We start from the raw sequence: 13,907 nt of genomic DNA on the forward strand, positions 1-13,907 counted from the left end.
GAGAGGTGACACCCATGGAAGGCGCCCCGGACGAGCGCACGATCGGCATGCGCTTTCATGCGCAATCACCGATCGAACCCGCATGGATTTCGCAGGTGATGGTGCCGCTGGTGCGGTCCCTGCGCATCGAGCACAACGCCACCGTGGCCTATCTGGCCCGTGGCTGGAAGCACGGCCCCCACGTCGAGCTCATCGCCCGCGGCCCGGACGGGATCCCGTGGCAGGACATCGCCGGCTCCGTCGACTGGCGGCTGGAGGAACTCCCCGAGCCCATCACCGGGGAGCAGTACCTCGCCCAGGCCCGTGAACTGGGCCGGCTGGAACGCGTCGAGCCCCCCTACCTGCCGCTCCGCCCGCGCGGCACCGTCGAGTTCTTCGACCGGCACTCCGGCATCACCTACCCCGAGGCCCTCGAAGCCCCCCGCGACCTCGCACTGACCCGTATGTTCACCCCCCTGGCCCGGCTGCTCGACCTCGCGGCCCGCCGGGACGCGGGCGTTCCCGTGACGGCCCTCGCGGAGGCCTTCACCGCCCTGTGCACGGCCCACCCCGGAGGCCCCGCCTACGGGGTGTTCTCGCTGCGCTCCCACGCCGAGGCCTTCCTGCACTGGGCGGGCTCCGTCAAGGACCCCCGCCCCTCCTTCGCCCGCAGGCGCGAGGCCGACGCGCCCATGCTGCGCGCGGTCGTCGAGCGGGCCCGGGACGGCGCCGAGAGCGCCGAAGCCGCCGAGTTCCGCGCGGCGTTCGCCTACGGCATGGGGGTCTTCGACACGGCGGCGGCCCGCGGCGACCTCAGCGCCGCGGTGCTCGACGGGCTGGCCCCCGTCCTGGACCGCGCGTCCACGGCCCCGCCGGGACACCGCGGACCCGTCGGCGAGGGCCGCAGCGAGTTCCACGCGACCATCGCCGAGAGCCGGGTCGCGGACCGGACGCCGTCCTGGTTCGCCTCGTACCGGCTCCTCATCAACCTGTTCTACAGCCGGCTCCCCCTGCTCGGCGTGACACCCATCCAGCGCTACTACCTGTGCTTCGCCATCGCCGAGACCGTCGACGAGGTGTACGGGGAGGACTGGCGCGAGCGGCTGCGGCGCGCAGCGGAGAGGAAGGCGGCGTGAGCACGCCCACCCGGCCCGGCACCGAGACCCCCGCCGAGGCGGACACCGCCGCCCGCGCGGCGGCCGGCGGACCCGCGGACCACGCGGACCTCGCCATCCGGGCCTCCGGCCTGCACAAGGCGTACGGGTCGCACGTCGCCGTCGGCTCGGTGGACCTGGAGGTCCGCCGGGGCGAGGTGTTCGGCGTGCTCGGCCCCAACGGCGCCGGCAAGACCACCACCATCGAGATCCTGGAGGGCTTCCGGCACCGCTCCGGCGGCTCCGTCAGCGTCCTCGGGGAGGACCCCGGCCAGGCCGGACGCGCCTGGCGCAACCGCATCGGCATCGTCCAGCAGAGCGGCACCGACCACGAGGGCTGGCGGGTCGGCGAACTCGTCGAGCAGATCGGCCTGTGCTACTCCGACCCGCTCCCCGTCCGGGAAGCGCTGGAGCTGGTCGACCTCGCCGACCGCCCCAAGGCCCTCCTGGGCTCCCTCTCCGGCGGCCAGCGCCGTCGCCTCGACCTGGCGCTCGCGGTCGTGGGCCGCCCCGAGCTGCTGTTCCTCGACGAGCCGACCACCGGCCTCGACCCGCAGGCCCGCCGCGACTGCTGGCACATGATCGAGCGGCTCCGCGACGAGGGCACCACCGTCCTGCTGACCACCCACTACCTCGACGAGGCCGAACGGCTCGCGGACCGCGTGGCGGTCCTGGCCGGCGGTCGCGTACGGGAGGTCGCCCCGCCCGCCGAACTGGGCGGCGGCGACGCCGGCACCGAGGTGTCGTGGCGCGAGGACGGCCGCACCCGGACCGTCACCACCGCCGAGGTCGGACCCGTCCTGGAGGAACTGCGCGCCCGGCTGGGCGCGGACGTCCCCGGACTGGAGATCCGCCGCCCCTCCCTGGAGAGCCGCTACCTGCGGCTGATCGAGGACGCCGGACGCGACCGCGCCGGCGAGGACACGCACGAAAGGAGCAGGACCCGATGACGCCCGCCCCGGCCCTCCAGGCCACCGCGCCGGCCCCGGCCGCCGCCCCCGCCACCCGCGCCGGCGCCACCGCCGCCGCGAAGGCCCCGATCGGCGCCGTGGCCGCCCGCGGCCCGCTGCCCGGCGTCTGGCGCACCGGCGTCCTGCGCGCCCGCGCCGAACTGCGGGTCTTCTTCCGCAACCGCACCGCGGTGGCCATGAACATGGCCCTGCCCGTGGTCCTCATGCTGCTCTTCGGCTCGGTCTTCACGATGAAGGCCGGCGACCACACCGTGCCCATGCACGACGTGGTCGTGGCCGGCGTCCTCGCGTCGGGCGTCATGTCCGCCGCGTTCGGCGTCCTCGCCACCGGCATCGCGCTGGAGAGCGGCGACGGCTCGCTGAAGCGGCTGCGCGGCACCCCGTTCGCGACCGGCGGCTACTTCCTGGCCAAGACGGTCCTGGTCCTCGTCCTGGCGCTGCTCCAGTCCGTCGCCGTACTGGCCCTGGCCGTGGCCGTGTTCGACTTCCCGCTGCCCACCACCCCCGGCCGGTGGGCCACCCTGGCCTGGGTGTTCCTCCTGGGCTCCGCCGCCACCGCCCTGATGGGCATCGCGGTCGGCTCGGTGATCACCGACCGGCGGACCATCACGGCCGCCGTCCAGTTCCCGTTCGTCCTGCTCCAGTTCGTCTCCGGGGTCTACTACTCCTTCTCCGGCCTGCCGGACACGGTGCAGCACATCGGCGCGGTCTTCCCGCTGAAGTGGATGGCCCAGGGCATGCGGGCGGCCCTCCTGCCCGACGACATGGCCGCGCTGGAGCCCGCGCACAGCTGGGAACTCGGCCGGGTGGCCCTGGTCCTGGGCGCCTGGATCGTCGGCGGACTGCTGCTGTGCGTCGCCGCGCGCACGCACCGGATCCGGAAGGACTTCCGGTGACGGTCACAGAGGAACGCCCGGCGGCCGCCCTGCGGGCCACCGCCGGGGAGCCCACCGCCGGGGCGGACACCCCGGTGAGCGGCTCCGGCACCGCACCGGGGGCCACCGCCGGGGAGAACACCCCGGTGAGCGCCTCCGCCGACACCCCGGGGCGCCCCCCGGCGGAGCGGACCGAGCCCGTCTGGATGCTGCGCGTCAACCCCCTGCGCCGCACCCGGCTCGCCGACCCGGCCCTCGCCGGGATCCTCGACGAGCTGGCCCGCGTCGAGGCCGAGCTGGCCGTACGGGCCACCGCGTGCACCGACGCCCTGTACGAGCGGATCGGTGCGGCCCCCTCCGACGAGCGGGCCGCGCTGGTCGCCGTACGCCGGGCCGTGCACAACGACCGGGTCCCGGCCACCCTCCCGGACCCGGCCCCGGCCGAGTTCCTCGCCTGGCTGGAGCTGCGCGTCCTGCGCGACGGCCTCCTCGCCGAGGCGGCCGCGGAGCACCCCCGGGCCCTGGCCCGCGAGCGCGGCACCCTCTCCGGCCTCCTCGGGGACGAGGACCTGCTGCGCTCGCTGGCGCTGCTGGCCCCCGAGGTCCACCGGGCGGCCGTCGGCTACCGCGAGGGCACCCTCTCCCGGGCCGCCAAGTCCGAGCGCGGGCTGCTCCAGTACGTGACCCGGGCCATGATGCGCACCAGCCCGCTCGCCCGCTTCACGGCGGTCGGGCTGGCCGTTCCCTCGCCCGGCGGGACCCGCCCCGACGAGGTCGACGTCACCGGCGCCCGCTCCTTCCCGCACCTCGACCAGGCGATGCTCGGCTACGTCGCCCGCACCGCCGACCCCGCGCTCCCGCCGGGTCCCGCCACCTGGGTCCGGCAGTCGCCCAGCCTCTCCCCGGGCCCCGGCCCGGACCGGATCTCCTTCGTGAAGGCCGGCGCCGACAGCAGTCGGCTGCTGTCCACCGCCCTCACCGAACCCCTGCGCCGGCTCCTGAACGCCACGGACATGGGCCCTCGCACCGTCGGCGCCATCGCCGGCGACCTCGCCCGCACCCTCGGCACCACCCCCGAGCAGGCCGCCGGCGTCGTCCTGGGTTCCCTGGACGCCGGGCTGCTGTGCACCACCGACGGCCCCGAGGACTGCGCCGCCGACCCGCTCGGCGGGTCCGCGCGCCACGAAGGCCTGCGCACCGCCCTGGCGGGGCTCGCCGACGCCGGGCACGCCGAACGCGCCGATGCCCTGCGCGGCATCGGCGCCCTCACCAAGGCGCTGACCGAGGAGGCCCGCCGCCCGGCCGTCCTCCTGGTGTCCGAGAACTACCTGCTGCCCCCGGCGAAGGTCGACACCCGGGGACTCGACCGGCAACTGCGCGACCTCGCGCACGCCATGGAGTTCCTGTCCGCCTTCGACCGGCTCCACGACATCCGCGCCGTGCTCACCGACGTGTTCGTGGAACTCCACGGCCGCGGCGCCTGCGTCAGCCTCACCGACCACGCCCGCCACCTGGTGCGCACGGTCAACGAGCGGGTGATCGCGGGCAGCGACAGCCTCACCCCGCTGCGCGCGCTGCGCACCCGGATGCTGGGCGAACTCCGCGCCGACCTCGCCTCCCGCGGGGGCGACACCGAAGTGGTGTGGGACGCCGAGTGGCTCGCGGAGCTGGCCGCCCCACTGCCCGAGCGGTTCCGCCGGGACGCCGTCGCCTACAGCGTCCTGGTCCAGCCGGCCGGCGACCGGCTGGTCGTCAACGACTCCTACCCCGGCCACGGCATGCTCTACGGCCGCTTCCTCGGCCACGACGCCGAACTCGGCGGTCAGGCCCTGCAACGGCTGCGCCGCCGCCTGACCGAGCGCCACGGCACCGGGGCGACCGTCCTCGCGGAGGACCGCGGCCTGCACGGGGTCAGCGTCAACGCCCACGCGCCCGTCCTCGACCGGCGGCTGCGCGCCGACGACTGGTACGGGCTGCGCCTCGTCCACGACCCGGACCTCGACCGGCTGTACGTCCAGGACGCCGACGGCCGCCCGCTGCACCTGGTCACCCTCGGCACCGGCCACCCCGAGCTGCTGCCGCCCCCGCTGCGCCTGGCCAACTGGCTGGTCATGGGCGGCCGGCTGCTGCCCGACCTCGGGATGCCCGGCGGCCTCGGCGGCCCCGGCCGCGGCGGGGTGCCCGCCGAGCCGGCCACGCCCCGGCTGCTCGCCGGTTCCGTCGTCCTCCAGCGCCGCCGCTGGTACCCGGGCGAGGACTTCGAGCAGGCCGTCCGGCAGGGCCCCGGCGAGGCCGACCGGATGCTGGCCCTGACCCGCTGGCGGGCCCGCCACGGGGTTCCGGCCGAGGTCGTCCTCAAACCGGCCCCCGCCACCGGCCCCGCCACGGGCTCCGGCCGGTCCGGCGCCAAGCAGCGCAAGCCGCAGTACGTGGACCTGACCAGCGCGCTGCTCGGCCGCGTGCTGCCCCGCTTCCTCGACCGCGACGGCAGCGGCTTCGTGGAAGAGGCCCTGCCCGCCGCGGGCGCGTCACCGCACGCCTACGAGTGGGCGGTCGAGATCAGCAGGCCGTCCGGCGGACGGTTCACCTACGACAAGGACCAGGGAGAGCGATGATGAGGATGAGGCTGCGCCCGGCCCTGCACTACGCACCGGTGCGGGACGGCGTCTACTTCGGGGCCGAGGGCACCTCGTTCGTGGTGCGCGGCCCGGCGGCGCTGTTCCGGGTGGCCGACGTGTGCGTGCCGCTGCTGGAGGACGGCGCGGACGAGGACTCCCTCGTCGCCGCCCTCGGCAACGAGGCCGCCCGGCCCGTGGTCGCCACCCTGCTGAACACCTTCAGCCGGCAGGGCCTCCTCCTCGACCTGGACGCCCTGAGCGTCCCGGAGCCGGACGCGGAGACCCGCGAGCGGTACCGCCACGTCCTCGCGGACCTGGAGACCCTGCACGAGGACCCGTACGCGGCGTTCGCGCGGCTGCGTGCCGCCACCGTGCTGGTGTCCGGCCCGGCCGCGTCCGTCCTCCCCGCCGCCCGGGGCCTCGCCCGGACGGGCGTCGGCCGCCTGGTCCTGGCCGTCCCGGCCGCGGAGGCGGCCACCGCGGCCGACACCGCCGCCCGCCTGGGCGCCGAACTCCTGCCGCAGCCGCCCGCCGCCGCGGTGCCGGCCGATGCCGCGATCGTGTGCGCCCCGGGCGAGCTGCTCGGTGCGGAGCTGGCGCGGGTGGCGGCGCTGCTGCCGGCGGACTGCCCGGTCGTGCCGGTTTGCCTGGACTCCCGCTTCCACCTGGCCGGCCCCGAGGTCTCCGGCGCCTCCGGGCACCTGGAGGCGGTGGCCGCCCGGGTCGGCCACTGGGTCCGCACCCCCGGCGCCGCCCCGCTGGGCGCGGCGGCCGGCGCGCTGGCCGGGGCCCTCGCCGGGCAGCTGGCCTACCGCGTGCTGACCGGCACCGCCGGAGCCCCCGGCGAGAGCGCGTACGTGGTCCACGGCGCCGAACTGAACGCCTCCCTGATCACCCTGCCCCCCGTGCCGTCGCCCACCGGGGCCGGTCGGGCCGGCCCGGCTTCCGGGGCCGTCGCTGACCTGGACGAGGTCGTGGCGCGGGTCCAGGAGGTCGCCGCCCGGTGGACCGGTCCCTTCGCGCTGGTCACGCCCGAGAACCTGCCGCAGCTGCCGCTGGGCGTCGCCGAGGCCGAGCACCGGGACGGCACCGCCGGCTCCGTCGCCGCCTGGGGCGCCGACCAGCGCTCCTCCTCCGTGGCCGCCGCCCTCGCCGCCCTGCGCGCCCAGCAGCGGCCCGGCCCGGAGGCCGTCGCGGCCGCCGGCGCGACCGAGGAGGGCTGGCTGCTCGACGGCACCCTGCGGCTGCTCGCCGGGCGGGCCGAACCCGCCGGGGAAGCCCCCGCGTTCGAGGAGCTCGACAAGGCCGCCCAGGTGCTCTGGCGCACCCTGGAGGACCACGAGTTCGTCGGCGTCGGGCTGAGCCTGCTCACGGTGCCGGGCGTGGACTGGCGGCTGGCCGTGGTCCACGACCGCACCACCGGGCAGGACGTCGCCTCCGCCTGGGGCCCGGACCGCGCCGGCGCGGCCGTCGCCGCCCTCAGCACCGCGCTGACCCGCGTCCAGACCCGGCGGATCCGCGGGCGCGAGCTCGTCACCGCGGGACCCGACACCACCGCGCTGCTGCACGCCGGCACCACCGCGCTGACCGCCCTGGCCGCCCAGACCCGGCTCTGGCTCACCCCGGCCGGGACCCGCGCCGCCGACCCGGTGGCGGGCGAGACCCCGCTGTGGTTCGGCCCGGTGACGGCCCGTCCGGCCACGGACACGGTCACGGACACGGTCACGGAAGCCCTCCCGAAGGAGGCCCTGGCATGACGGCCACCCGCACCCCGGCGGCCCCGGTCGCCGTTTCACGTGAAACATCGACCCCGGCCGGACTGGCCACCCTCCCCGACCTCGTCGGGCTCCTCGGGGCCTCCGCCCGGGCCGCCGGGCTGGACGCCGGGTCCGTGGTCCTGCACACCGGCTGGGACCTCGGCCGGGAGCGGGAGCTGTACCGGCGGGCCCTCGCGGACGGGCGGCCGTACCTGTCCGTCCGGGTCCTCGGCGACGAGGCCCAGGTCGGCCCCCTCTGGGTCCCCGGCACCGACTCCGGCTGCCCCGGCTGCGCCGAGACCCGGTCCCGGATCGCCGTCGACCACCCGCTGGCCGACCGGATCGAGCAGCCCCTGCGCGGCGCCCGCCCGCCCCGGCCCTTCCTCGCCGAAGCGCTCGCGGCCGCCCTGGACGCCCTCACCGCGCACCCCCTCGCCCCCGGCGAGCTCCTCGCGGTGGGCGGCTCCGGCGTCTCCCGCCACCGCGTCGTCCGCACCTTCAACTGCCCCGTCTGCGCCGGACCCGCCACCGCCCCCGACCCGTCGGCCCGGCCGCCCCGGCTGGTCCTCGACGACCCCGCCGCCTCGCCCGACGACCCCGTCCGCGGCACCGGCGGCGACGCGCTGCTCGCCCCGGGCGTGCTGCGCCGCCGCCTGGTCGACCCCCGCTTCGGCCCGGTCCTCCAGGTGATGCGCGACCTCGACGCCCCGTACGCGATGAGCAACGCCGTCCTGCCCGAGTCGCCCGCGTACGGCTACGGCCGGGCGCTGACCTTCGACCGCGCCGAGTCCGTCGCGGTGCTGGAGGCGTACGAGCGCATGGGCAGCTTCCCGCACCACGGGCAGGTCCTCACCGGCCTCCCCTACCGCGACGTCGCCGACCGCGCCCTCGACCCGGTCACCCTCGGCACCTACACCGAGGAGCAGCTCGCCCACCCCCTCTCCCGGGTCATCCCGAGCACCCCCGACACCCCCCTGGACTGGGTGTGGGGCCACGACCTCGCCACCGGTGAACCGACGCTCGTCCCCGCCGAGATCGGCTTCTACCGCTACGAGTACCTGCACCGCCACGACCGCCACGGCGCCCGCCGCGACCAGCACGCCGACCGCCGCCGCAGCCACTTCCCGGACTCCTCCAGCGGCTGCGCCCTCGGCTCCGGGCTCACCGAGGCGGCCCTGCACTCCCTCCTCGAACTCGCCGAGCGGGACGCGTTCCTGCTGTCCTGGCACCGGGCGCAGCCGCTGCCCGCCATCGACCCGGCGAGCCTGGCCGACCCGGTCTCGCGCCGGCTCCTCGACACCATCGACATCCACGGCTACGACGCCCACCTGCTGGTCGCCACCCAGGACATCGACATCCCCCTGGTGTGGGCGATGGCCGTCAACCGCACCGGCGGCCACCCCGCCAGCTGGTCAGCCGCCGGCTCCGGCGCCGACCCGGAGTCCGCCGTGCGAGCCGCGCTGTGGGAGCTCACCCAGATGTGCACCCGGCCTCCGGCCGACCCCGAGGCGGGCGCGGCGATGGTCACCGACCCCTGGCAGGTGGACGTGCTGGAGGACCACGTTGACCTGTACAACCGGCCCGAGACGCTGCCCCGTGTCACGGCCGTCCTCGGCGGGCCCCGTGTCACGCTCCAGGAGGCCTTCCCGGACTGGCCGGACCGCCTGCTGCGGGCCGCCGGCGGCACCGTACGGGGTGCGCTGGACTTCGTCCGGGCCCGGTTCGCGGACGCCGGCCTGGACCGGATCGTCCTGGTCGACCAGTCCACCCGCGACCACGCCGACCTCGGCCTGGCCGTGGCCAAGGCGGTCGTCCCCGGGATCCTCCCGATGTGCTTCGGCCACGCCCAGCAGCGCCTCGCCGGCCTGCCCCGGCTGGCCGCCGCGCTGCGCGGCACCCCGCAGGAGCACCGCAGCGCCCCCTACGACCCCCACCCCTTCCCCTGAGAGGCAGGACCCCGATGAGCACGTCGACGACGCCGGACACCCTGTCCCGCCGCGTGCTGCGCTACGCCCACGCGCAGGGCACCGGCCGCTCGCAGTTCCCCACCCCGGCCCAGGTCGCGGAGGCCTCCGGGCCGCTCCCGGACGGCGCGGCCGGGGCGGCCGGCACCGCGTTGCCGTACGGGACCACCGAACTGCTGGAGCGCGCCGCGTTCCCCGCGGGGCGGGTGGCCGGGGCGGACCGGCTGCCGGAACGGGCGCTGCTCGCGGCGTTCGGTCTCCAGCGGGCCGAGCTGACCAACCCCTACTTCGAGCACCGCGCGCTGCCCTCCGTCCGCAGCCTCTTCCCGGTGCACGCCTTCCTGACCGGGGACGGCCCGGCCCGGGTCCTCGACGTGCACCGGCACGCCCTGACCGAGCTCCCCGGCGCGGCCGGCGACACCGCCCGCCGCATCCTCCTGGCCGGCCGGTACACCCGCCTCCCGGCCTTCTACGGTCCGCTGCGCGGCACCCTCACCGAACTGGAACTGGGCATATCGCTGCGCGCGCTGGCGGTGGGCCTGGAACTCTTCGGCGTGGAGGGCCGCCTGACCCTCCCCACGTCGGGCGAGGCCCTGACGGAGCTGGGCCTGTCGGACGGGGAGTGGAGCTGGCCCCTGACGGTGGACCTGGCCGACGCCGGCCACCGCCCGGCCCACCCGGGCGCGGAGCGCCTCCGGGGGGCGGCCGCCGCCACCGACGCCTCCCTCGCCGAGATCCTGGCGGTCAACCGCACCCAGGCCGCCCTCCCCCGGCAGGACCCGGCCCCCCTGACCCCCGCCATCCCCCGCGAGGCCCCCGCCCGCGCCCTCTCCTGGGCCGAGGCCCTGTGGGAGCGCGGCTCCGGCCGCATGCCCCGCGGCCTCACCGGCATGGCGGGCCGCCTGCGCCGGGTCCCGGAGGGTTCCCTGGCCGGGGCCGCCGCCTGGGCGGCCGTCCCCCCGCCAGGTGAACTGCTGCGCCGGGTCGCCGAGCACGTCACCGTGACGGTGGCCGTCCAGGCCACGGACGGCTTCGAGGACGGCGTCCACCGCCTCACCGGCGGCCGGCTGCTGCCGCACCGCCCCGGCCCCGGCGCCCTGGCCGACCTGGAGCGGGACTACGGGTACCACCTGGCCCCGGGCAACGGCTGCGACGTCCGCCACGCCTCCGCGGTCTGGTTCTGCTCGGTCCGCCAGCACGCGCTCGTCGCGGAACTCGGGCCGGGCGCCTGGACCCTGGCCCAGTACGTGGCCGGCTGGATCACCCAGGGCCTGTGCCTGAACGCCGCCGCCCACGGGCTCTACGCCCGTCCGGCGCGCGCCTTCGACGGGCTCGCCGTCCAGCGGCCGCTGGGGCTCGCGCCCGACGAGACCGTCCTGCTGTCCGTCATCAGCGGTACCCCGCGCTTCAACGGACTCCCCCTGGACCTGAGGTTGTGACATGAACGAAACCCCGAACGCCCCGGAACGGACCTGGACCTCCTGGCACCTGCACCTGGCGGCCTCCGACCGCTCCCTCGGCGACCGCGTGGTCACCGACGTGGTCGGCCCCGCCATGGCCGGACTCCCGTCCGGCAGCTGGTTCTTCATGCGCTACTGGCAGGGCGGTCCCCACGTCCGCCTCCGTGCCCGCGACCTGACCGCACCGGCCGCCGGCACGCTGGGCCGCGTACTGGAGGAGCGGCTCGCGGCCGCGAACGTCCTGCTGCCCGGCGAGACGCCCCTGGACCCGGCCCGGTTCGCCGTGCAGTCCCGGCGGCTGGCCACGGCCGGGGAGGGCGGGGTCCCCGTCGAGGAGCGGGAACTGCTGGCGCCGGGGGTGTACGAGAGCCCGTACGCCCCCGAGTTCGAGCGGTACGGAGGCCCCGGCCTCATCGCCCTCTCCGAGGACCTCTTCGGCACCTCCAGCGAGCTGTGCCTGGCCTTCCTGCGCACCCGGCCGTCCGACCGGGCGCGTACGGCCCTCGCCCTGCGGGCCACCGCCGTGGCGGCCTCCGTCCTCGACGCCGGGCTGTTCGCCGCCTTCGGAGCGGGCTCGTGGAGCGACTGGGCGCTGCGGGCCGGTTATCCGCAGGAGGTGCTGACCGCGCTGGAGGCGGAGTGCGTGATCGCGGCCGACCGGCTCACCGCCGAAGGCCACGACCTGGTCGCACGCGCCACCACCTCCCCGGGTCCGCTGCGTTCCTGGCGGACGGCGCTGGCGGAGGCGGTCTCGGGGCGGCTCGGTGCGGAGGGGACGTACACGGCACGGATCGTCTTCTCCCACGTCCACATGCTCCACAACCGGCTCGGCCTGGGCACGCTCGACGAGCTCCGCAGCTACCTCCTCCTGGCCCGCCAGTCCGCCGCCGCGGCTCCGGCGGCCACCCCGGCCACCCCGACCACCCCCCTCCCCACCGCAGCGAGGACGGCATGACGACGACGGCGATCCCCACCACCCCCTCGGACCTGTCCCGGCCGGCCTTCGCGGCGCTCGGCCGGCTGACCGCCGACCCGGAGGCCTTCCGTGCCGACCCCCCGGCCGAGCCGGTGGTGTTCCGCGCTCCCGGGGGCTTCTCCGACCTCTTCGGCTGGGCGGCCCTCGACGCCTCCCTCGCGTCGTCCGGCCGCCGCCTGCCCGACTTCCGGGTGATCAGCGGCGGCGCCCAGATCGCCGACCAGCGCTACACCCGGCCGACGCTGATGTACGCGGACGCGCCCGACGTGCGCAGGACGGCCGGCGAACTCGCCGAGGGGGCTTCGCTGGTGATGCAGGGCCTCCAGGAGTACAGCGAGCCCCTCGCCCGCTTCACCCGCGCCCTGGCCCACGACACCTCGCGGCCCGTGCACGTCAACGCGTACGTCACCCCGCCCAAGTCGCAGGGCTTCGCCGCCCACTTCGACCCGCGGGACTCCTTCATCGTGCAGGTGGAGGGCACCAAGGTGTGGACCCTGCGCGAGCCGGTCCTGACCGCCCCGCTCGCCCACGAGTCCTGGGACCGGCTGCGCGAGCGCCCCGAGTGGACGACGGAGCGGCTGGAGGCCATGGAGCCGTGGAGGGTGCTCACGCTGGAGCCCGGCGACGTGCTGTGGCTGCCGCGCGGCTGGGTGCACTCGGCGCGCAGCGAGGGCGTCTCCTCCCTCCACCTGACGCTCAGCCTGACGGCGTGGACCGAGCACTGGGCGGTGGGCGAACTGCTGTCGCGCATCGTGGAGGTGCCGGGCCGTACGGCGTTCCCCGCGGACTTCGTGCGCGATCCGGCCACGGCCGCCGAGGCGGTGGCCGGCCTGCGCCGGGGCCTGGCCGACTGGTTCGCCGGGACCTCCGACGAGGAACTGGCCGCGCTCCTGGCCGGGGCCGCGATCCGCGCGTTCCCGGCGCCGCTGCGCCAGGTCTCGGCGGTGCTGGCCGACGCGCCGATCACCCCCGACACGGTGTTCGAGGTGCACCGCGAGACGGTGCTCAGCGCCGTGGTGGAGGGCGGGCACCTGCTCCTGCGCCTGGCGGACCGGGTGCTGACCTTCCCCGAGGCGGCCGCACCGGTCCTGGCGGAGCTGCTGGCCCGCCGCCGTTTCACCCCGGCGGAACTCCCCGTCGCCGAGGACGTCATCCGCCGCCTGTGGCACGAGGGCCTCCTCACCCGCGCCTGACCCGGTCCTGCCCCGTGCGCCTTCCCCCGGCGCGCGGGGCGACCCCTCCCGCAAGCCCTTCCCCCTCCTGAAGGAGAACCGTCATGCAGTCCCGCCCCGTGATCACCGTCGCCCTGGTCGTCGCCCTCACCCTCGCCGTCGTCGTCGCGATCGGCGCGCTGCCCCACGACGTGCAGCCGATGCCCCGCATCCTGGCCCTGGCGATCGGCATCTCCACCGTGATCTACACGCTCCGCCGGCCCCGGAACGCGGCTCCGAAGACCTCCCGCTGAGGGGTGTCCTCCGGCACGGTGAAGATCCGGTCCAGGTGGTGGCGCAGCACCGCGGTGGCCGATTCGGGCCCGCGCTGGCCGACCAGGATGCTCGTGCCCAGGGTCCCGGCCATGGCGAGCAGGCTGATCGCCTCCGTCCGCGCGTCCGCCCCGGGGTCGGCGAGGCCCGCCTCCTGCGCCCCCGCGATCAGCCCGGCCAGGGCGTCCTCGGCGGCGTCCGGGTTGTCGATGAACGGCTGGGCGGCCAGCGCCTCGTCGGTCACCGAGAGGATCGCGTACGAGGTGTAGAGGAGGTGGAAGGTGCGGCTCTCCTCGTCGGTGGGCAGCGAGGCCAGCACCAGCGCCTCGGCCGTGGCGCGCGGACCCGGGGCCGGGCCGGCGGCGGCGAGGCGCGCGCCGACGCGGGCGGTGAACCGGTCGGTGAGGTGCTGGAGCCCGTAGAGGAGCAGCTTCTCCTTGGTCTCGAAGTAGTACTGCACCAGCCGCAGCGACACCCCGGCCTCGGCGGCCACGTCCCGCATGCCGACGGCGTGCAGCCCGCGCCGCCCGGCGACCCGCACCAGTGCCTCGGCGATCTGTCCGCGCCGTTCCTCGTGGTCCACTCGCCTGGGCATGCCCGCTGTCTCCGTTCGTCCGCCGCCTTCTTCATGGTACCGCCGTACCATCAACATGGTACGGTCGTATCACG

General features: G+C 76.5%; 11 protein-coding genes. 10 read left to right on the forward strand and 1 reads right to left on the reverse strand.

The genetic code is table 11. The annotated features are described in order from the left end of the window. The first annotated feature begins 14 nt into the window (after nt 1–14). The 10 genes from WDV06_RS18430 to WDV06_RS18475 all read left to right on the forward strand — a co-directional run bounded on the left by WDV06_RS18430 (nt 15) and on the right by WDV06_RS18475 (nt 13,219). Nucleotides 15–1,115 (forward strand): hypothetical protein, encoded by a 1,101-nt coding sequence (locus WDV06_RS18430; RefSeq protein ID WP_395510849.1) that lies wholly within the window; start codon nt 15–17, stop codon nt 1,113–1,115. Beyond that, nucleotides 1,112–2,083, forward strand: coding sequence for an ABC transporter ATP-binding protein (locus tag WDV06_RS18435; RefSeq protein WP_395510850.1), 972 nt, complete (start codon nt 1,112–1,114; stop codon nt 2,081–2,083). Before WDV06_RS18430 ends, WDV06_RS18435 begins: the two co-directional genes overlap by 4 nt. Next, nucleotides 2,080–3,000: an ABC transporter permease gene (locus WDV06_RS18440; RefSeq protein WP_395510851.1), complete on the forward strand. Its 921-nt coding sequence runs from the start codon at nt 2,080–2,082 to the stop codon at nt 2,998–3,000. Before WDV06_RS18435 ends, WDV06_RS18440 begins: the two co-directional genes overlap by 4 nt. Beyond that, complete coding sequence (locus tag WDV06_RS18445; protein WP_395510852.1) at nt 2,997–5,594, forward strand: hypothetical protein; 2,598 nt, start codon at nt 2,997–2,999, stop codon at nt 5,592–5,594. Before WDV06_RS18440 ends, WDV06_RS18445 begins: the two co-directional genes overlap by 4 nt. Next, on the forward strand, nt 5,594–7,354 hold the full coding sequence (locus WDV06_RS18450; protein WP_395510853.1) for a hypothetical protein: 1,761 nt from the start codon (nt 5,594–5,596) through the stop codon (nt 7,352–7,354). Before WDV06_RS18445 ends, WDV06_RS18450 begins: the two co-directional genes overlap by 1 nt. After that, nucleotides 7,351–9,300, forward strand: a complete 1,950-nt coding sequence (locus WDV06_RS18455) for a TOMM precursor leader peptide-binding protein (protein ID WP_395510854.1) — start codon at nt 7,351–7,353, stop codon at nt 9,298–9,300. The genes WDV06_RS18450 and WDV06_RS18455 overlap by 4 nt, the downstream gene beginning before the upstream one ends. Nucleotides 9,301–9,314: 14 nt before the next feature. Next, complete coding sequence (locus tag WDV06_RS18460) at nt 9,315–10,757, forward strand: hypothetical protein (RefSeq protein ID WP_395510855.1); 1,443 nt, start codon at nt 9,315–9,317, stop codon at nt 10,755–10,757. A gap of 1 nt (nt 10,758) precedes the next feature. Then, a complete protein-coding gene (locus WDV06_RS18465) occupies nt 10,759–11,733 on the forward strand; it encodes a thiopeptide-type bacteriocin biosynthesis protein (protein ID WP_395510856.1) in 975 nt (324 codons plus the stop codon). Then, a complete protein-coding gene (locus WDV06_RS18470; RefSeq protein WP_395510857.1) occupies nt 11,730–12,947 on the forward strand; it encodes a JmjC domain-containing protein in 1,218 nt (405 codons plus the stop codon). The genes WDV06_RS18465 and WDV06_RS18470 overlap by 4 nt, the downstream gene beginning before the upstream one ends. Before the next feature lie 83 nt (nt 12,948–13,030). Beyond that, a complete protein-coding gene (locus WDV06_RS18475; protein ID WP_395510858.1) occupies nt 13,031–13,219 on the forward strand; it encodes a hypothetical protein in 189 nt (62 codons plus the stop codon). On the opposite strand, the gene WDV06_RS18480 is transcribed toward WDV06_RS18475, so the two are convergent. Next, nucleotides 13,171–13,833 carry a TetR/AcrR family transcriptional regulator gene (locus WDV06_RS18480; protein ID WP_395510859.1) on the reverse strand — a complete coding sequence of 221 codons (663 nt, stop codon included), beginning with the start codon at nt 13,831–13,833 and terminating at the stop codon, nt 13,171–13,173. The genes WDV06_RS18475 and WDV06_RS18480 overlap by 49 nt on opposite strands. Between the last annotated feature and the right edge of the window lie 74 nt (nt 13,834–13,907).

The sequence above is a fragment of the Streptomyces racemochromogenes genome (genome assembly GCF_044129415.1).
GTDB classification, from domain to species: Bacteria; Actinomycetota; Actinomycetes; order Streptomycetales; family Streptomycetaceae; genus Streptomyces; species Streptomyces racemochromogenes_A.

Bases quoted from the DNA above. Each gene is read 5' to 3' on its own strand.
- WDV06_RS18430 (WP_395510849.1), top strand. From the start codon at position 15: ATGGAAGGCGCCCCGGACGAGCGCACGATCGGCATGCGCTTTCATGCG.
- WDV06_RS18440 (WP_395510851.1), top strand. From the start codon at position 2,080: ATGACGCCCGCCCCGGCCCTCCAGGCCACCGCGCCGGCCCCGGCCGCC.
- WDV06_RS18450 (WP_395510853.1), top strand. From the start codon at position 5,594: ATGAGGATGAGGCTGCGCCCGGCCCTGCACTACGCACCGGTGCGGGAC.
- WDV06_RS18455 (WP_395510854.1), top strand. From the start codon at position 7,351: ATGACGGCCACCCGCACCCCGGCGGCCCCGGTCGCCGTTTCACGTGAA.
- WDV06_RS18460 (WP_395510855.1), top strand. From the start codon at position 9,315: ATGAGCACGTCGACGACGCCGGACACCCTGTCCCGCCGCGTGCTGCGC.
- WDV06_RS18465 (WP_395510856.1), top strand. From the start codon at position 10,759: ATGAACGAAACCCCGAACGCCCCGGAACGGACCTGGACCTCCTGGCAC.
- WDV06_RS18470 (WP_395510857.1), top strand. From the start codon at position 11,730: ATGACGACGACGGCGATCCCCACCACCCCCTCGGACCTGTCCCGGCCG.
- WDV06_RS18475 (WP_395510858.1), top strand. From the start codon at position 13,031: ATGCAGTCCCGCCCCGTGATCACCGTCGCCCTGGTCGTCGCCCTCACC.
- WDV06_RS18480 (WP_395510859.1), bottom strand. From the start codon at position 13,833: ATGCCCAGGCGAGTGGACCACGAGGAACGGCGCGGACAGATCGCCGAG.